General features: G+C 37.5%; 14 protein-coding genes and 1 pseudogene. 10 read left to right on the top strand and 5 right to left on the bottom strand.

The annotated features are described in order from the left end of the window. Window positions 1-281: 281 nt before the first annotated feature. A complete protein-coding gene (locus BTO23_RS06405) occupies window positions 282-749 on the top strand; it encodes a DUF2127 domain-containing protein (protein WP_061002158.1) in 468 nt (155 codons plus the stop codon). Window positions 750-858: 109 nt separating this feature from the next. On the opposite strand, the gene BTO23_RS06400 is transcribed toward BTO23_RS06405, so the two are convergent. Beyond that, a complete protein-coding gene (locus BTO23_RS06400; RefSeq protein WP_105063188.1) occupies window positions 859-3,615 on the bottom strand; it encodes a hypothetical protein in 2,757 nt (918 codons plus the stop codon). A gap of 198 nt (window positions 3,616-3,813) precedes the next feature. After that, complete coding sequence (locus tag BTO23_RS06395; RefSeq protein ID WP_105063187.1) at window positions 3,814-4,404, bottom strand: porin family protein; 591 nt, start codon at window positions 4,402-4,404, stop codon at window positions 3,814-3,816. A gap of 365 nt (window positions 4,405-4,769) precedes the next feature. Between BTO23_RS06395 and BTO23_RS06390 the strand changes: the two genes are divergently transcribed. Both BTO23_RS06390 and BTO23_RS06385 read left to right on the top strand, forming a co-directional pair. Beyond that, window positions 4,770-5,687 (top strand): winged helix-turn-helix domain-containing protein, encoded by a 918-nt coding sequence (locus BTO23_RS06390; protein WP_105063186.1) that lies wholly within the window; start codon window positions 4,770-4,772, stop codon window positions 5,685-5,687. Then, window positions 5,678-6,157: a hypothetical protein gene (locus BTO23_RS06385; protein WP_105063185.1), complete on the top strand. Its 480-nt coding sequence runs from the start codon at window positions 5,678-5,680 to the stop codon at window positions 6,155-6,157. The genes BTO23_RS06390 and BTO23_RS06385 overlap by 10 nt, the downstream gene beginning before the upstream one ends. A 21-nt stretch (window positions 6,158-6,178) precedes the next feature. Here the strand turns inward: BTO23_RS06385 and BTO23_RS06380 are convergent, their stop codons facing one another. Further along, window positions 6,179-6,613: an N-acetyltransferase gene (locus BTO23_RS06380; protein WP_105063184.1), complete on the bottom strand. Its 435-nt coding sequence runs from the start codon at window positions 6,611-6,613 to the stop codon at window positions 6,179-6,181. Between the two features lie 357 nt (window positions 6,614-6,970). Here BTO23_RS06380 and BTO23_RS06375 point away from each other — a divergent pair, with 357 nt between their 5' ends. The 4 genes and pseudogenes from BTO23_RS06375 to BTO23_RS06360 all read left to right on the top strand — a co-directional run bounded on the left by BTO23_RS06375 (window position 6,971) and on the right by BTO23_RS06360 (window position 13,601). Continuing rightward, window positions 6,971-8,284 carry an anaerobic C4-dicarboxylate transporter family protein gene (locus tag BTO23_RS06375; RefSeq protein ID WP_060990716.1) on the top strand — a complete coding sequence of 438 codons (1,314 nt, stop codon included), beginning with the start codon at window positions 6,971-6,973 and terminating at the stop codon, window positions 8,282-8,284. Between the two features lie 366 nt (window positions 8,285-8,650). Beyond that, window positions 8,651-10,455, top strand: a pseudogene (locus tag BTO23_RS06370) (choice-of-anchor I family protein). 222 nt (window positions 10,456-10,677) lie between these two features. Then, entirely contained in the window at window positions 10,678-11,610 is a 933-nt protein-coding gene (locus BTO23_RS06365) for a TAXI family TRAP transporter solute-binding subunit (protein ID WP_105063183.1), read from the top strand. A gap of 83 nt (window positions 11,611-11,693) precedes the next feature. After that, window positions 11,694-13,601 carry a TRAP transporter permease gene (locus BTO23_RS06360; protein ID WP_105063182.1) on the top strand — a complete coding sequence of 636 codons (1,908 nt, stop codon included), beginning with the start codon at window positions 11,694-11,696 and terminating at the stop codon, window positions 13,599-13,601. A gap of 82 nt (window positions 13,602-13,683) precedes the next feature. On the opposite strand, the gene BTO23_RS06355 is transcribed toward BTO23_RS06360, so the two are convergent. Beyond that, window positions 13,684-15,327 carry a methyl-accepting chemotaxis protein gene (locus BTO23_RS06355; protein WP_081091997.1) on the bottom strand — a complete coding sequence of 548 codons (1,644 nt, stop codon included), beginning with the start codon at window positions 15,325-15,327 and terminating at the stop codon, window positions 13,684-13,686. Window positions 15,328-15,616: 289 nt separating this feature from the next. Between BTO23_RS06355 and BTO23_RS06350 the strand changes: the two genes are divergently transcribed. Then, entirely contained in the window at window positions 15,617-16,717 is a 1,101-nt protein-coding gene (locus BTO23_RS06350; protein ID WP_061002172.1) for a transporter substrate-binding domain-containing protein, read from the top strand. 5 nt (window positions 16,718-16,722) lie between these two features. Here BTO23_RS06350 and BTO23_RS06345 read toward each other — a convergent pair whose 3' ends face one another. After that, entirely contained in the window at window positions 16,723-17,586 is an 864-nt protein-coding gene (locus BTO23_RS06345) for a LysR family transcriptional regulator (protein WP_105063181.1), read from the bottom strand. 96 nt (window positions 17,587-17,682) lie between these two features. On the opposite strand from BTO23_RS06345, the gene BTO23_RS21300 reads away from it, so the two are divergent. Next, window positions 17,683-17,853, top strand: a complete 171-nt coding sequence (locus tag BTO23_RS21300; RefSeq protein ID WP_155643247.1) for a hypothetical protein — start codon at window positions 17,683-17,685, stop codon at window positions 17,851-17,853. A 157-nt stretch (window positions 17,854-18,010) separates the two neighbouring features. Next, a complete protein-coding gene (locus BTO23_RS06340; RefSeq protein WP_060990722.1) occupies window positions 18,011-18,946 on the top strand; it encodes a LysR family transcriptional regulator in 936 nt (311 codons plus the stop codon). Window positions 18,947-19,194: the final 248 nt, after the last annotated feature.

Genomic DNA, 19,194 nt, shown 5'->3' with positions numbered 1-19,194 from the left:
AGGTCTACATAAAGTGAGTGGCTAACCGCGAATATATGAATGTACTTAACTTGCTAATTACTTATGTTAGTCGTTGGTTTGGTTAATCTTTCGTGACTTTATACTCGTTATTGTAAATGTGCTTGTTATCTTAATTGTTAATATTAACAATAGGGTTGGATCCAGTGATATTTCATTCTTTTATAAGGGATTATACGCTTTTAAAAGTGGAATTTAAGGAGGATACTCACTCCATTAATGACTTTAGTCATCAGAGAAATTGTGATTTGAAAGAGGTCAGTATGACAACAATAAAGAAAGGACTACGTGCGGTTGCCATATTGGAAGCAAGTAAAGGGATAGTGTCTCTGTTAGTTGCTTTTGGGATACATGCTTTAGCGGGTCATAATTTACGAAATTTAGCCGAGTTAATTGTGAGTCGTTTACATTTAAATCCGGCAAGCCACCTATCTAGTGTGTTTATTGATGCTGCGAGTGGATTAACTGAAGCAAAAATAATGATCTTTACTATTGGTGCGATGGCCTATTCAATGATCAGGTTTGTTGAAGCCTATGGCTTATGGCGCTCACAAGTGTGGACAGAATGGTTTGCTTTGGTGAGTGGAGCAATCTATATCCCTTTTGAGTTGTATGAAATTATCTTCCGTACAAGTATTATTAGTATTGGTGCATTCATTATTAATATCATTGTTGTGGGATACATGGCTTATGTGATCCTAGATAAGAAAAAAGTCACGCGAATATCCTGACCGTTAATTTATCTTCAAATACGCATTGAATAAGTTATCGTCATAAATACAAACAAAAATCCCCATACTCTAGTAAGTAAGGGGATTTTTTGTATTTAGATATCAGTTATTATAATGGAACCGAGAATCCAGCTTGGAAGCTGTTCTTATCGGTGATTGGGTTTTCATCATTGTGAATGTATTGCGTGTAAAATCCAATCGGTAACACATTCATAATTAACGTATCAAAATGAAGTCCAACAACGCCTTGGTTAATATCGACATCACCCAGAGTATTTACATTACCTAAATCATAGCGTCGATATGAAAATTCAATCATCTCACGACGCAGTGATATTGGCCCTTTGAAAGAATAAGCCGATAGGTTAATCACTTTTGATAGTTTTAACTCAGCCAAGCTAGCAGTTTCAGCAAAGGCATCGTCTTTAAGTGATGGCATAATAAAGCTACTAGGGTCGTTATTTATAAAATCACTGCCTTGTGTTAGCTCGACACCTCGACGCTCATATATCCCAGCTTTGTTTGTATCACTGCCTGAATATTTCCCTGATAGATTAATATAAAACTCTGAAGGTAAATCAGTGCCAAAAGATAAAGATGCACCGTGAATCATGTCATGTCGATCTTGAACGCCATAAAGTGAAACCGTGGCTTCTTTGTTTAATAACCAGCTATTACCGTAGTGTTCTGTACGAGATATATCTAACTGCGCTGATAAGGGTTCACGCTCATCCAGTTTATAATCTTGATAGAAATTGCTTGAGATCTCTGCATTCCAAAATCCAGTTTGTAGGAAAGGCAGTCGTAATTGAGCAGCAACACCGCTATTGCGAGTTTGATCTTTTTGGATATTAGTATCAGAGTAATTGTCATTTAATACATAATAAGCACGAACTCCGCCCATAATGAAAAATTGATTATTGCTAAAACCAGCACCAATTAAATCACTGTATTCATCGTCATTCATTGCCCAAAGGCTATAAGTACTGCGTTGTAATGGATCAGTAAATTCAAACGTCGCGTTATAACGTAGTTTTTGTTTATCTTCTCCGTTATCGTCTTTCTCTGATGCGGCTCCAACCGTTAATGCGCCTCGACTGTAGTGAATATTATTGAACAGCCCATAAGACGTATCAGTGTTGAGTGGTTTGTCTTCAAGGTTCGCTAATTTTTGTTGCTGCTGATCAGCTAGACCGTCTTTGTCATCCCAAAAGAGTTTAACTTGATAAGGCGCTTCTGCAGTTATCTCCATATCTTCGACAACATAATAGTAATCATCTGCAGAGATTGCGGTTGCTAGTACCTTGTCATCATTAACTAATCGAGCATCAATGACATTGTCTGCATTAAGAACGCGCTCAACTTTGCCATCTTTAGTTCGATAAAGAGAGCTACCTGTTTCAGTGTTTGCGATAAAGTAAACTCTGCCTGAGCTATCCACATCTTTAACGATGGTATAGAAAGCGGGTAGGGTTAAGATTGCTTCTTTATTGCGGTATAAAGTTCGGTCATTGCCTTTTTGGACAAAATAATAGAGGTTGTCATTTTTAACTAAGACCGATGAGTTAACTGCGCTGTAAAACTGGTCGCCAACATAGAGTTGAGGTTGAACAAAAGACTCCGTGGTTTTGAAATACACGTCTTTTCCATCGCTCATATAGCCTTGATGAACTCGGCCTTCACTGCCTTCTTTAATTTGAGCATCGTTATTAAATAGACCTTGAGTGGTACGCCAAACCGAAGTGCGACGCCCTGAAACCGTATAGTATTTATCTTGGTTGTAATAGACTTTCCCCATATCTAGGCTGCTGCTTTCTTTTATTACTTCATTATTGGTTAAATCATAATGAACAAGCGTTGGCGCACGAACAGCGGTAGGGTTGGTTAAGAAAAGAATGTTCCCTTGTTGGGTGTTGAGTTCACCATAGTATTTAGAACGCGCAACGATTTTCCCTTGCGCCAATTGCATCTCTTTTGCCTCTTGGGTTTCTTTTTTAACCCATGCGGCAAAAGTAGAGTCAAAATCTTCTCCAACTGTTTTTTTCATTGGTCTGTTGACTTGGAAAGGCCATAACCAATGTTGAGAGCGATTTTTAAAATACTTATTAGTGACATCTAGGCCGTAAGTTTCTGCTAAATAATATTGGTATTGAGAGCCAAACACATAAGCACTTTCTCCATACGGGAAGAAAAGCGTGTCGTTATAAAGGCGCTCTCGCGATAAGTTACCCGCTTTAGCGTGGACATGCGTCATTGCCCGGTATCGACCACTATAAAGTCGGCCACCTTGGCCATGCCAAGATTCATTTAAAACTGCGTTCCCCTCAAGCATAAAGCTTGAAGAGGTTGAATTGGGTAATACAGCAGGAATAAGACCAATAGGTCCAATAGAACCATTGTGAAGAACTGCAAACATCGACTTAGAGACGACATTGTCTTTGGCGTTCATTTGATAATCATGGGCGGTTTCATGAAACAATAAGGTGTCGAGCCAAGAGCTTGATGAAAAATAGTCAGGGAGTTGTGCGCCACCCATATAGTTGATTTGTCGATTGAGTGGATATTGACTAGAGAATCCATTAGCTATTTGGTTATAAGAAGACATCAAACCGACATTTAAACGGTCATCCATTTGATAGCCAAAAGTATCCTCGTAAGCTGGCTGCAATATGCTTTCAACACTCGCAGCATGCTCTGCGTGTTGTTTGTTTTCTTCGGTGAAAATAAGGCGAGTATTACGTACATCTTGAGTGTAGTAATCTTGATCTTGTGCCACACCCGCTTCATTTGGCGTTACCAATGGTGCGGCATAGGCAAGCGTAGGGATTGCAATAAAGATCGTTAATCCGGTAATGAGTATTTTCATTTAAATTCTCTTAATATATTAAAGGTTGTGTTGCCTAGAACTGATATAAGTAAGTGAGCCATGAAAAATGCAATGAGCACAAAGGTGATGAGATAAATTATAGGTCTATTTTTAGATATATAGAGTGATTAGAGGAGGAATAAAATGGGCAGTCGAAAACTACCCATAGATTAATTCCCTAGACAACAATGGTTATTATTAGAATTTGTAAGTTGCGCCAGCGTAAAATGTACCGATTGTCATTGCGTAGTCATCATCGATGTTGTTACTACCTGAATCTACAACGAACAAGTCACCTTCATAAGCAACACGGAAAGCAAGGCCACCTAATGCTTTAGGCGTATATTCAACACCAGCACCGTAGCGGAAAGAAGTACCACTATCGCTATCAGAAAGTCCGTACGCCTTACCTGATTGTTTAATTGAACCTAAACCAGCAATAGCGAATGGTCTCCAACCACTATCAAAGGTATAACCTACGTTTGCAGCAAGTGAAATAGATGAATGCTCAACTGTTCCATGTAGAAGAGAGTAGGGACCATTTACTTTTAAGTCACCATATTTAGAATATTGCATCTCTACAGCTACAATACGGTTAAATTGATAACCACCAATTAATTTGAACGTAGATCCGTCTTCATCAACGTTAGCAGAACCAAAGCCACCATCATCATCAAAATTAGTAGTACCGAAACCACCCCCTAAGTAAACACCAGAAACATCATTTGTTGTGGCGTTTGCATATGAACAAGCAGACAATAGTGCTAATAATAGTATCGATTTTTTCATTGTTTGATTCCATCTAGTATTGAGTATCTAAAACTTAAGCGAATTATAAGAACACAAAAAAAATAAACTAAATAAGTTCCACACTAACAGCAAACATTTGAATTTTGTTTGATGCGTCGTTTTAAAAAAAATCTAAAAATCACTGATAACCAAAAGTGTTGATTGAATTAACGTTTTGTTTATAAAGATAAATCTATGATTTAATCTCAAACTAAAACTCTGTTATTGATTTGTTTTATAATTGCGGTAGACTTCAAACTCTGATGAGTAAATGTTTAAATGTTTGTTTTTTCAAAGTGTTTTTAGTTTTGTTATTTAAATAATCAGAACGATTTAACCGAAATATCACTAATCGTTAGGCCTAGATGCAGAAAATCATAGTTGCAAATTTGGTGTTAGAGCCAGAAACAAGAACATTACGAAATACTACAGGCGAAGTAATTACGCTTAGACCACTTCCTTATAGTGTATTTACTCTATTGCTTGAGCAAAAAGGAAACTGCCTAGACCGTGATTACTTATTTGATGTTTGTTGGGAAGGCGCTGTCGTTACCGATCAAGCTTTAACCAATGTAATTTCAAGTTTAAGGCGTAATTTAGTCAAACTAAAAGCTCAAGGCATCGAAATAAAAACAGTGAGTAAAGTCGGTTACTTACTGCTTGTTGATGATACTTTTTCTATCCCAGATGATTTTCTGGTGCAAGAAGTAGATAAAGAAATCCCCATTACGGTCTCAGAAAATACCCCTTCAATTTTACCATCGGTTGAAAATATACCGACCTTCACGGCTTCTGCTGACGCTCCTACCGCAACTGGTAAAAGTGAAGTGATGGTTTCAAACGCATTGCGCTTTCGTCATTTTTGGTTAACGAAACCCTCACTAATATCAGTGCTACTCTCATTGTCTTTATTATTATTGATCGTATTTGTATATCAATATAAAGCAGTGTCATCGGTACCTCACTTTCTTGTAAAAGATCATTATCAGCATTTTAAAATAAACAATACTGATATTTATTTACGTAATAAGACCCGAAAGCCAGTGAATATTGAGGAGATGAAAGAGAAGCTAGCAGCATTAAACCCTGCAGAGTGTAATGCCGAAGTTTATATTCGAATGTATGATTCGGCTTATGATGATGATGTATCCTCTTTACGAGGATATATTTCAGCCAAAAACAGCAATAGAAATGCAAATTATTCATTAAGCCAATTTTCATACCATGATCTACCAATGATCATTGCAAAGTCGTTTAACAGGGCCAAACTTATATGCGAATAGTGAATCTTATTTTATTGTTATTATTAGTTGGGTTGCTCTCTTACTATTGGTTACTGCATGAATCAGAACTGCAAGGATCCCGTTGGACTTGCAATGAACTCTCTACCAATTTTATATCTGCGCCATATCAAAAATACCAAGAGATTGGTGAGCGATATGTGCTTTATTTTGCGTCTTCTTCTAACCTAACCATTTTTCAAAAAGGTAAATTAGTTTTTAAAGACGGAGAACACGAAAAATATGAAGTGATTATAGATGCTGATTATAAAGTGAAAAAAGACAAGATATCAGTGAAATATAAAAAGATAGATTGGCATCTTAAACCACAAAATGCGCCGATTTTTGTTCAAGACCTTGATTCATTAAAAGATTTTGAAACGGATTTGAATTTTATTATTAATGATGAAAAACTGTATTTTCATAATCGTAAAAATCATGAAAATACTAATTTTGTCTGCTTTGCCTCTTAAGTATAAAGCAGGGATATGTTTTTATTTGTGAGATGAACTTAACTTCATAGTAAATTCAGTATGGCCTGTGTGCTTATCTACTTGTTCACTGGTAATAGTAAAGTCTTGTTTTAAATAAAATTGGTAACTTGCTTCATTTTCTTTATAAACAGATAAACTTAATTGCTTCCTTTGTTGTTTAGCATGAGTAATTAGTATTGTACCTATCCCTTGACCTTGCTCTTTTGTAGAAACAAAGATGGCAGCCAGATGATTGCCATATAAAGAGTAAAAACCAATTATCATATTCTCTCTTTCAAATACATACGTTTCTGAAGCTGGTATATAAATATTTCGCATATTTTCTAGTTGGGATTTCCAAAATTCTACTTCAATAAAATGATGTGCTGTAATTGAGGTTGATAGCCAAATCTTTAGTACTTGATTGATGTCTTTATTATTGTACTTCCTGAGCATATTTTTTCCTTTCAACTAAACCTGCTGTAAATAGTATGACAAAGACGCTGAGATTTGGATTGAATATTTACGACAAACTAAGCGTAATAAAGACTGTGAATCTGATAAATTTAGTAAGTAAAAATGGAATAAAAAGTAGCGCAATTGTTACTCTTTTGTTTTGTTAAATGGTAGGAATAACAATGGTTTATATAATTGTTGTTTTATTTACATAATTCTTAATGATGTGTGATCTAACGCTATTTATTAAACGAATAACGCGATTATTATCCACTCGATTTTGGAGTTTAAATTGCGTTCAATTAATATCGTAATTTAAAAATTAGTTATATAAAAGCTATCATCAGGGAGATTGATATGTTTTTAATTGAGTTTTTAATCGTTCTAGTTTGTATTTTAATTGGTGCTCGAATTGGCGGTATCGGTTTGGGTGTTATGGGCGGTATTGGTTTAGCAATACTAAGTTTTGTCTTTGGTTTGCAACCAACAAGTCCACCAATTGATGTAATGTTAATGATCATGGCGGTGGTAGCAGCGGCAGCGGCAATGCAAGCGGCTGGTGGTCTTGAATATCTAATTAAAATTGCTTCAAATATTTTACGTAAAAACCCACGTCACATTACTTTCATTGCTCCTTTAGTGACGTATATGTTTACTTTCTTAGCAGGTACAGGACATGTTGCATACTCTGTTCTTCCTGTAATTGCAGAAGTAAGCCGTCGTAGCGGCATTCGTCCTGAACGTCCATTAGGTATGGCAGTTATCGCATCACAATTTGCGATTGTTGCGAGCCCAATTGCAGCGGCTGTTGTTGCTTTGGTTGCTTTTTTAGAGCCTCAAGGCATTACATTAGCAAATGTATTGATGATCACGATTCCGGGGACTTTCTTTGGCTTAGCTACGGCTTGCGTTATCGTAAACAAGCTTGGTAAAGATCTAAAGGATGATCCTGAATACCAACGTCGTATGGAAGATCCTAAGTTCCGTAGCGAAATGGAACAAGAAGTTAAAGTTGAAGAGATTGAGATTAAACCAGGCGCGAAAAAAGCGGTAGGTTTATTTTTATTCGGTGCAATTGTGGTGGTTGTTATGGGGGCATTCCCATCATTACGCCCTAACTTCAATGGTTCGCCAATGGGTATGGCACATACGATTGAGATCGTAATGTTAGCAATGGCGGCGTTTATTATCTTACTTTGTAAACCTGACGGTAACGAGATCACTCAAGGTTCTGTATTCCATGCTGGTATGCGTGCAATCGTAGCGATCTTTGGTATTGCATGGTTAGGCGATACATTTATCGCAGGTCATGATGCAATGGTTAAAGAGGCGGTATCTGGCTTGGTTGAAGTTGCGCCGTGGACATTTGCTTTTGCTCTGTTTGGTTTATCTGTCATGGTGAACAGCCAAGGTGCAACAACGGCAGTATTAGTTCCTGTTGGTATTACGTTAGGTCTTCCACCTGAAGTGATTATCGCGACATTTGTTGCTGTAAATGGTTATTTCTTCATTCCTAACTACGGTCCTATCATTGCTTCAATTGACTTTGACCGAACAGGAACAACCAAAATCGGGAAATACATATTTAACCACAGCTTTATGATCCCAGGTTTATTAAGCATGGTATTTAGTATTATCTTTGGTTTCATTTTTGCTGGTATGGTTCTGTAGTTAGTTGAGTCATTTACAGGTAATTTAATGATTGGCCATGATTCATTAGAAGAGTGGCCAATTTTTATTTGAAATATAAACTACACATCATTCTGTTTATTGGTTATAATGCCCGAATGGAGTATTAATGATTTTCTCATTAACTTCGTCTTTGGCTAGATAGAAAAAAATAAGAATAAGACATCATACAAAATAAAGGTATGAGTCCAAAAAAAGGTAATAGTATTAAGCTATTGCCTTTTTTTGTTTTTGTACTTTATCCAGAGAGAGTAATCTTATTTCTGTCTTTATTTTGAAATAAAACTGACAACAAGCGGTCACATAATCAATTTATGATCGCCGAATAAAATTATTCATGGAGGATATATGAATCGTAATACTCTCACTTTAACAACATTAGCCGTTGTTACTTCCGCATTACTAGGCTGTAGTAAACAATCAAATACAACGGAAATTGGTCACACATTTTCAGCGATTGATACTTTTGGTATTCAATGTCAGTTATCAGAAAGTCCAGCACCAACAGATGTGAAATTAAAAGGATTGACCTTTGTTGGTTCATCCATTGCTGATGCCCCATTTGTTAGCTCAGCAGCGGAGATCGTAAGTTACGATTCATGTACTGATAAATTATATGTGGTAAATGCACAAGCCAAAAAGATTGATGTTTTAACATTAGATGCCAATAGCGAACCAACCTCTGTTGGTCATATAGATCTTCAATCAGCGGCCAACTATTCTGGTATTGCTATTGGTGCGGCAAAAGTGTTTCTGCACACAGTGGGTTAGTGGCTGTGGCAATTGAAAATAATGATAAGCAGAAAAATGGCATTATTGCACTGTATCGCTCAGATACGCTTGAGATTATTACTACTTATCCTGCTGGAGCCTTACCTGATATGGTGAGTTTCTCTAAAGATGGTCGCTATATTGCTTCTGCTAATGAAGGTGAGCCAAATGCGGATTATTCTATTGACCCAGAAGGTAGCGTAACGTTAGTTGATATTGCTAATGGCCCATTAAATGCGTCAGTTATTCAACTTGATTTTAATGCGTTTGATAAGGGTGGCTCACGTCATTCCGAGTTAACCAATAAAGTTCGCATTTCAGCACCGACTGCAAGCGTATCTCAAGATCTCGAACCGGAATATCTCACTTTTGCTGATAATGGTAAATTGTATGTGGCACTGCAAGAAAATAATGCATTAGCTGCAATTGATGTAGAAAGTGCATCGATCGATGCTATTTTTGGGTTGGGGGGAAAGTCTTGGGAAAACTCTCAATTGGATGCTTCTAATAAAGATAAAAAGTTAGGTAACTTTAAAAGCTATTCGATGTTAGAGGGGCTATATATGCCAGATAGTATCACTAGTTATAGCGTTAATGGTTCAACTTATATTGTTACGGCTAACGAAGGTGATGGTCGAGAATATGGGATCCAAACAACCCAGAAGCAGTGTGATGAAAAAGCGTATGAGTGGGATGGGGAAGACTATCAAGGTACTACCGAATATACGACTAAACAAGATTTTTGCATTGCTTACGTTGATGAAGTTCGTGGTAAAAAATTGGATGTTGATAAGAACCATCCATTAGCAGCCGCGTTAAAAGATAAAGGTCAACTGGCCCGTTTAAAAGTGGTTAAGCCACAAGATACATTAGCGGCTAGTGAAAAAGTACAAGCGTTTGGTAGCCGTTCGTTCTCAATCTGGGATGAATCTGGTGAACGTGTGTTTGATAGTGGTGATGAGTTTGCTCGTGTTGTGTTTGAAAGGAATAAAGAAAACTTCAATAGTACTAATGACAATAACAGCAGTGCTGATGACCGCAGTGATGACAAAGGTGCAGAGCCAGAAGCCATCGAAGTCGCTAATATTAATGGGTATCAATATGCGTTTATTGGCCTAGAGCGTCAAGGCGGTGTGATGGTATACGACGTAACAGAACCTAAAGAATCTCGCTTTATTACGTATGTAAATAATCGAAATTTTGATGAGCCTGTGTGTACTAAGGTGGATGAAGAGGGGGAATGTAGCAATAGTATTTATAACCCTAAAGCCGGAGACCTTGGTCCTGAATCGATAAAGTATTTCACCCGTTCAAATCAGCATTTTATCGCTGTTGGTAACGAGGTAAGTGGAACGACATCAGTATATCGTATCGATTTATAGTTAACTTCAAATTCAAGGTAGCTCAAAGGGTAATTATTAATATTAGTTACCCTTTTTTTATTGTATTTTTGTATAAACAATAATTTAACACTAAGTTCACATTTGTAGTGTAATTTATTGGACTTTAATTTCACCAAGGGTAATGTTGCGTTGCTGATAAATTAATCCGTTGTCAGATTTATCATTAGATTTTGAATCTAATTGTATTGAATAATCAAGGAGATGATTGTGTTTAAACGTAACTTACTATTAGCTTTATTGTTTATATTGCCATCAGCAGTAAACGCTGAAAACTATTCAATTGGTACGGGTGGACAAAGTGGGATCTATTATCCATTTGGTGGGGCATTAGCAAAAGTGTGGTCAGAGCATGTGCCTGATGTGAACGCTAAAGCTGAAGTGACAGCTGCTTCAGTAGAGAACACGATTAAAGTGGTTCGTGGTGATATGATCGCAGGTATCGCAATGGGGAATGTGGTGCTTGATGCTTATAAAGGGGAAGGTAAATTTCCAACAAAAATGCCTGTAAATACACTTTTTGCACTGTATCCAAACCTAGTGCATACATTAACTCTTGAAAAATCAGGCATTACGTCATTATCACAATTAAAAGGCAAGCGAGTATCTTTGGGCGCACCTGCAAGTGGTACTGCGGTAACGTCTGCTGCACTGCTTGAATCTTTAGGTATTGATGTAAAAAAAGACATTGATGCAGTGTACTTAAACTATTCTGAAACCACGAACGCATTGGCTAATGGTCAAATTGATGCTGGCTTTATTGTTGGTGGACAAGGAGTAGGGGCTGTTACACAAATCGCGCTAACACATAAAATTAAAGTGCTTTCAATTACACCAGAAGAAAGTGCAATGTTTATGAAAAAATACCCAGCATACAGTAGTTATGATATTCCTGCGGACGTATACAACAACGTTGGTGAAGTATCGACATTAAGCGTTTGGAACGTATTAGTTGTAAATGCAAAAATGAGTGATGACATGGCCTACAACTTAACGAAAGCTGCGTATGAAAATATCGGTGATGTTCGTAAAGTGGTGAAAATGGCAGAAATGACAACTCCTGAAAATGCAGATCGCTTACAAGGTGTGCCTCTTCATCCTGGTGCTCAAAAATATCTTGATTCAATCATGAAATAATAAGCACTAAATACACGCAAAACGAAAGGGTAAGTGTCTCGCTTACCTTTTCTTCTTTTCTGACTTTATCCAAAGGCATTAATATGGATATTATGACCGATAAAAACCTACCTGAACCAGAGCATTTACCTCATGAAAGAACAGTAAATCTATTTGGGTATCTTATTTTAGGTATTGCCGTTGCATTATCTGTTTTCCAAATTTGGCAAGGAATAAGCTCAACCATTTCTGCGACGTACTTTAGACCAATCCATCTTTGTTGGGTTCTTATTCTTATTTTTTTACACTACCCGTTAGTTTCTAATCGAAAAAGTCACTTATATCTTGTAGGCAGAGTCGTTGATCTCGCTTTATGTGGCTTGATTGTTTTTGCAGCTTATCGCATGTCAATATTTGATTATAACGATATAAATCATCTGTTTTATGGCTTACAGCTGCCCGATATGATCGCAGGTTGTGCATTACTTTTACTATTAATGGAAGGGTGCCGTAGAACGGTCGGCTGGGTGATGGTTCTTATCGCGGTACTATTCTTATCCTACAGCGCATTTGGTGACTTATTACCGAGCGGCTTTGCAATCAAGTCATACTCTCTACAAGAACTAATTCAATTTCAAATATTTTCGGCTAACGGCGTTTTTGGTTCTGCATTAGGTATAGCTGCAACAACGGTTTTTATCTTTGTTTTATTTGGGGCATTCTTAGAAGTCACAGGAGCAGGGAAATTCTTTATTGATTTGGCCTTTTCTATTGCAGGTAAATATCGTGGTGGCCCAGCCAAAGCGGCAGTATTAGCCTCGGCAGGGTTAGGTTCCATTTCAGGCTCAGCGATAGCAAACACGGTAACCACTGGCTCAATTACCATTCCTATGATGAAAAAATTGGGTTATAAACCAGAACAAGCCGCAGGAATTGAAGCTGCTGCCTCAACGGGTGGGCAGATAATGCCACCAATTATGGGGGCTGGTGCCTTTGTTATGGCACAGTTTACAGGCGTACCTTACAGTGAAATTATGTTGGCCTCTATTGCTCCTGCAATTTTGTATTTCTTCTGTACTTTGTTATACGTGCATTTAATGGCGTGTAAACTAAACTTAAAAGCGGTGAGTCGAACAGAAGCTGTTATTAGTGTCATGAAAGATGGCGCGCATCACTTAATTCCACTAGCGCTAATCACTACTTTATTAATGATGGCATATTCTCCATTATTAGTGGGTGTTGCAGGTTGTGCTGCGATTTTAGTGACGGCAGCGCTGCGAAAACACAGCCGAATTGGATTAAAAAAGTTCATTGAAGGCATGAAAAATGGTGCCTTAATGGCATTGCCGATTTCAGCAGCGTGTGGTGCTGCCGGTATTATAGTTGGTGTGGTTGGGCAAACAGGGATTGGCTTACAGTTCACTCAATTTGTAATGGATTTCTCTGGTGGCTACATGCTAATTGCATTAGGCTTAATAAGCCTTGTTGCTTTAGTGTTAGGTATGGGGCTTCCTGTTACTGCAGCCTATATTGTATTAGCGGTAATGGCTGTGCCTATGCTGAGTGACTTTGGTTTACCATTATTAACTGCACACCTTATTGTGTTTTGGTTATCACAAACCTCAAATGTAACGCCTCCGATTGCTTTAGCTGCCTTTGCTGGAGCTGGTGTTGCGAATGCAAACCCAATGAAGTCCTCAGTCGAAGCATTTAAATTAGCTGGAGGGTTATTCATTATTCCAATCATGATGGCGTATACTAATCTTGTTAATTCAGACGCTGGATTCGTTGATTTAACGTTTTCAATCATTCAGACGTTAACCATTATTATTGCTATTGCGGTCGCTATTGAAGGGTACTTATTACGCCCATTAACCGGGGTTGAAAGGTTACTGGCATTTTTTACCATCCCATTAACTATGCTAAATCCTTTTGGCGTTGGCTTTCTTGGTATTGTAATTATGTTCGGTTTGATTCTAGTTCAGTGGCGTGGAAAAACTCAAGAAGCGTAACTTGTGCTGAGTTTAAAAAAGCCCTTAAAGATAAGATCCTAAGGGCTTTTTTATGGTTCTTTGTAGGTTAGCGGTAATTAAGTTAAATTTTAAAGAATGAGAGTTCTTCTTGTTGCGATACCGCTAATAACGATAATTCTTTAGCGGCTTGCTGAGTTTGGTTAATCGCTGCTACGTTTTGATTTACGAGATCAAAAGTATTGGTTGCATTAAGCGCGATTCGTTCTGTCAGCATAAATTGTTCTTGAGAGGTACTTGCTACCAAGGTGTTCATCTTAGAGATTGATTGAACAGAATTTTCAATATAGCTAAAAGAAGATTTTACATTTTCAGATAGGGCAACAGATTCTTGAATAAGCTCGACATTACTTATCATATTGTCGTTTGCTTTTTCTGATTGAGCCTGAAGCTTAGCAATAATTTCTTGAATACTTTGTGTCGATTTTTGGGTTTTAGAAGCAAGATTACGAACTTCATCAGCAACAACCGCAAAGCCACGACCATATTCACCAGCACGAGCAGCTTCAATTGCCGCATTTAGAGCCAATAAGTTAGTTTGGTCAGAGATGGTACTGATAACCGCTGTTACCTCACCAATGTCCATTGCATTCGTTTTTAGTTCTGCAATCATACTCGCTGTTTGTTGAACAGATTCATTGATTTTTTGGGTTAAATGAATTGATTCATCCAGTGTTTGATTGCCCTGAGATACGCTATCAATAGCTTTACTTACTTCTTCTTCTGCATGGACCGCATTAGAAGTTACTTCTTTTGACGTTGTCGACAATTCACTGATTGCGTGTGAAATTTCTTCGACTTGTGCTAGTTCATGCTGGGCATTATTTGCTGTATTTTGCATCACAGAGGTTAATTGCTCTGATGACGTGGCAACGTGAGTAGAAATGTCACTGCTGTTTTTAATTGCAGCGCCCACTTTTTCATTCAAAATGATCAAAGAGTGATAGATACCTACAGCTCGCGAAGCATTTTTAAATGATTGAGATAAATTACCTTCCGAGATTTTTTTTATCATCTCAGATAATTCCCACGGTTCACAACCTAAAGATGAGCGGAAACTGCGTTCAATCATAAAGCCAATAAATAAAGACATCGCTAAAGCGAAAGTACTAAGTAATAACATCAGTTGTTGGAAGCCTCCGGCAACATTTCTGGCTTCAGGAGTTAGTACTTGATTGCGCTCCTCTTGGTAATCAATAAACTCATTGATTGCTTGTAGCCATTGGATGAAAGCAGGGCGGGCAGAATCTAAAATAGTATCAGTCATAACAGAACCTGATTTTTTATCGTTAATAATACGATCAACCAGAGGCAGCGTTTGTTTTTGAATTTTTTCAATTTTGGCTAAAATACGTTGTTCTTGCGCGGTAAAAACAACACCTTGTGAACGCATTTGGTTCATTTTTGTTTCAGATTGATGATAGAACGCTTTCAATTGATTAATTTCTTGTTCTAACTCGGCTATCTCTTGAGGAGTTCTTGCGATAGCAATGTCTCGAATCGCAATGGCACGATCGTGAACACTTCCACGATAATTGATTGCATAACGTTGCTTAACTGAGTTCACATCTGTCATTTCCGTTAAGGTATGATCGATGATATTTACTTTTTGTATCCCTAATATAGTTAATAACAACATTAGGAATAGAGTTGCACCAAAACCAATAATGAGTCGGGTTCTAATTGTTAATTTTGAAAAATTGTCCAAAGTTTGTTCTCTTTTTAATTATATATTTAATAGAGGGCAATCATTATTACTCGTATTCATATTGAATAATAACGTTGAGCTTGCCTTGACGATAAATTTCAGACAAGCAGTGTATCCTATAAAATTTATTAATCTATCTCAGATTAATATAATTAATTTCAATATTAAGTGTTATTTTTTTACAGAGTGTTTTTTATCTTAATTATTCGAATAATCACCATTCAACTGCTACCTTTTAATAAGAGAATCAATTCAGTAGGGTGTTTTTTAGGATTCACGGGAGATCAGTATGTTTGGTGAGAAAAGGGGTTTCCGTCATTGTGTTATTTCAATGGTTATTTTCGTGGCAACAATGCTTATAGGGATAGAAAAAAGCGAAGCGAATACCGAGCTTAAAGTAGGAACCTATCACTGTCCTCCCTTTATTTTCCACGACAAAGCTCAAGAATTTGAAGGTCTAAGTATGACGTTGTGGGAGCGTATTGCCGAAATAATGGGGGCGACTTATACCTTACAGAACTACGAATTAGATGAGTTGTTACTGGCGTCAGAAAAAGGTGATATTGACGTCGGTGTATCTTGTATTTCCATCACGCCAGATCGTGAAGAACGTGTTGACTTCTCTCATTCCTTCTACGAAACACATCTTGCTATAGCTGTAAAAAGCCGAAGTTATTTAGATACCTTTATTAGTATTGTTACCAATAAAACGTTATGGAAAGCCATTGGTATTTTCTTTGCGGTAGCTATTAGTGTTGGTGGTTTTTTCTATCTGTTAGAGCGAAAAAATAATGACAAATTATATTCAATGCCAACCAAGAAAGGTCGTTTGGCAGAAGCGTTGATCTTAGGGGTTTTATTCATCACAAAAGGTCCCTTTAATTATTTTGAATTTAAAACGTTATCGGCACGAGTGATGACGGTATTGATCGCCATGTTCTCCACAGTATTCATTGCCAGTATTACGGCTATTTTAACCAGTTCACTCACATTAGAGCAGTTACGGTTTGATGTGAAAAATGTAAATGATTTATCTAAGCTCAGAACAGGAACAAAGCAAGCCACAACGGCATCACTATTGTTGACTGATCACAGTATTGCTCATGAAAATTATCAAACTATGGATGAGTTATTATTAGCGTTAGAAAATGATCAAGTTGATGCCATCGTCGCAGATGATGCTGTTTTACGTTATATGATAAAACAAGGAAAAAATAAAAAATTGTTTAACGAATTAGTCGTACTTCCTTATCAGTTGGAAAAACAAAATTATGGTTTAGTGTTAATTGAAAACAGTGAATACGAAGAAGAGATCAATCGGGCTTTATTACAAATTCGTGAAACGACAGAGTGGCATCAGATCCTACTGGAATACTTTACTGAGAAGTGAATGACTTACATTTCAAACATAGTCACGGAACGCTGATAAAGCCATGCATGTGCTTGCCCAGCGTTTTTGTTTTTTCCTACGACGCGATCTATGTGTAATAACCAACTTTTCTCTTCAGAATCAACATCAATTACTTTTAAAGACGCATTATTCTGAGTTATGTGGTTTGGAGTGAAGCCCCAACAATGATCTAACTGTAACAATGATTGTAACGTACTTAAATTATTGGTGGTGGTGACAGATGATGAGAAATGAATATTCCAAGGGCTGTGCATATTAGTAAAGAGTATTTGACGAAACGATTTCAGCTCTTGTAACTGAATCGATTTTTGAGAATGCAAAGGATGGTTATGTGCCGCTGCAATCGTGACGGGTAAATAGCCAACTAAGCCTAACTCAACATCTTTTGGAAGGATGTCCCCGCATAACATGAACCCTATAGAGGCTTTTCCCTCAGACACTTGCACGCTTATTTCTTCGTTTTCAACGGTATTAATGTGTAATTCTGTGTGTGGGAAGCGCTGATAAAATTCATTGATGACCTTATAAAAAGCAGGTGTTAGCAATAGCTCATTAATAGCAATGGTTAAGGTGTCTTCTACGCCTGCGCTGAAGGAATGAATCATGGTTTCAATATCTTTCGCTTGCGAGAGTAGATTAAGAGATTGAATATATAAGCGCTTACCGTGTGGCGTTAATGTTGGTATACGAGTAGAACGATCAAATATCTCAATTCCTGCATCTATTTCTAAGTTTGCGATAGCTGTACTAACAGCTGATTGTGCTTTCCCTAATTTTCGAGCAGCGGCAGAGAATGAGCCACATTCGACACAAAGAACAAGCGTTTCAAGTTGCTGGAGATTAAACATATTTAACCATCTATTATTCAGATAATAACTAACTCGATTGTATCAAAATATCACATGATAATGCATGAACTTAATGAGAAGTTTATAGGTATTATTATGACAAATTCAGCAGCTAAATCAGCCAGTACGATTCAAAAGGAAATGGAAGAGCTAAAAGCTCGCTTAAATCAAAGTAGTCAAACTATGCACGGGTCGAAGAATAAACCTGAATCGACAGAGCTTTTGTCACTCATGATTAAAAGTACGGCGACATTTGAAAAGAATTAGAATTTGTTTCAAAATCCCTCTAAATTAAGGCCAATCATTTACGTGATTGGCCTTATCTCATTTTAAATGCAGTATTTTTGCTATCATTTATTTTAACTGCCTAACGAAATGTTATTATCCGCCGCCCACATTCCCTTTGTATAGAAGGATAAGAGAGATGCATGATCGTGCCAGTCAAATGGTGATATTTTACGCCCTAGCCAAAGCGGGTAGTTTTACGGCTGCCGCAAAACAAATGGGTGTATCTACCTCTCATGTGAGTAAGCAACTGGGAATATTAGAAGCAGAGCTTAACGTTAAGTTAGTACAGCGAACGACACGCTCGTTAACACTGACTGATGCAGGGCAACAGTTCTATTTGTATTGTGAAAAGATGTACAGTGCGATGACCGAAGCCAGTGCCATTATGGATAATGAACGCGATGAGGTCGCAGGCATCTTGCGTTTAGGGTTATCACAGTCTTTTGGTACCATGCACATTATCCCAGCGATAGATAAATTGCGTCACCAATATCCGGATCTTCAGGTCGAAGTTCGTTTGTTCGATCATCGTGCAGACATGCTTAAAGAGGGTTTGGATCTGTGGGTGACTAATTTTGAAGACTTACCTGAAGGCTATGTTGCACAGCGATTAGCAGATTCGCATTTTGTACTGGCAGCTTCACCTGATTATTTGATCGATAAAGCGGTTCCTCATCATCCTCAAGATTTAACTGAGCACAATTGCTTAACTTACCAAAGCCGTCACCGCGACTACAGTAATTGGGATTTCAGCAAAGATAATGAGGCCTTATGCGTAAAGGTATCTGGTAATTATCGTGTTGATTTAGCAGAAGCAGTAAGAGATGCTGCGATTTCGGGATGGGGTGTAGCGTATTTAGCCAGTTACTTATTAACGAACGAATTTAATGATGGCAAATTGATTCAGTTATTACCTGATTGGAAAGCGAGTCAAAAAATGCCAATTTATGCGGTTTATCCAAGCCGCAAGCACCTGCCAAAAAAGATAAGTGCTGTTATTGACTTCTTACGAGAACACATTGGCCAACAGCCATATTGGGACAAAGCGTTAATGAAACGGGTTAAGTTATAATCAAACAATTATGGGTCTAATATTGTCATTGATTAAATTAAATACAGTGCGCTGATGCCTTTTTAATCAATGACTTAAATCAATTATCAGCCTTGAAATAAATATCTTTTCCATATGGAAACAATACCGTTTCTGAATTCCTTTCTTATTTTATAAATCAATAAGTTAAGTATAATTACAAAGTGTGATCTAAATCACCATTAACAGGGCGTTAGCAAACCCGACTTGCACGCAAACCTTTGCGCATT

It is taken from the genome of Aliivibrio sifiae (assembly GCF_002954715.1).
Classification (GTDB): domain Bacteria; phylum Pseudomonadota; class Gammaproteobacteria; order Enterobacterales; family Vibrionaceae; genus Aliivibrio; species Aliivibrio sifiae.
This window is presented reverse-complemented; position numbering and strand designations above follow the sequence as displayed.

Bases quoted from the DNA above. Each gene is read 5' to 3' on its own strand.
- BTO23_RS06345 (WP_105063181.1), bottom strand. From the start codon at position 17,586: ATGTTTAATCTCCAGCAACTTGAAACGCTTGTTCTTTGTGTCGAATGT.
- BTO23_RS06390 (WP_105063186.1), top strand. From the start codon at position 4,770: ATGCAGAAAATCATAGTTGCAAATTTGGTGTTAGAGCCAGAAACAAGA.
- BTO23_RS06405 (WP_061002158.1), top strand. From the start codon at position 282: ATGACAACAATAAAGAAAGGACTACGTGCGGTTGCCATATTGGAAGCA.
- BTO23_RS06395 (WP_105063187.1), bottom strand. From the start codon at position 4,404: ATGAAAAAATCGATACTATTATTAGCACTATTGTCTGCTTGTTCATAT.
- BTO23_RS06400 (WP_105063188.1), bottom strand. From the start codon at position 3,615: ATGAAAATACTCATTACCGGATTAACGATCTTTATTGCAATCCCTACG.
- BTO23_RS06375 (WP_060990716.1), top strand. From the start codon at position 6,971: ATGTTTTTAATTGAGTTTTTAATCGTTCTAGTTTGTATTTTAATTGGT.
- BTO23_RS21300 (WP_155643247.1), top strand. From the start codon at position 17,683: ATGACAAATTCAGCAGCTAAATCAGCCAGTACGATTCAAAAGGAAATG.
- BTO23_RS06365 (WP_105063183.1), top strand. From the start codon at position 10,678: ATGATTGTGTTTAAACGTAACTTACTATTAGCTTTATTGTTTATATTG.
- BTO23_RS06350 (WP_061002172.1), top strand. From the start codon at position 15,617: ATGTTTGGTGAGAAAAGGGGTTTCCGTCATTGTGTTATTTCAATGGTT.
- BTO23_RS06380 (WP_105063184.1), bottom strand. From the start codon at position 6,613: ATGCTCAGGAAGTACAATAATAAAGACATCAATCAAGTACTAAAGATT.
- BTO23_RS06340 (WP_060990722.1), top strand. From the start codon at position 18,011: ATGCATGATCGTGCCAGTCAAATGGTGATATTTTACGCCCTAGCCAAA.
- BTO23_RS06360 (WP_105063182.1), top strand. From the start codon at position 11,694: ATGGATATTATGACCGATAAAAACCTACCTGAACCAGAGCATTTACCT.
- BTO23_RS06385 (WP_105063185.1), top strand. From the start codon at position 5,678: ATGCGAATAGTGAATCTTATTTTATTGTTATTATTAGTTGGGTTGCTC.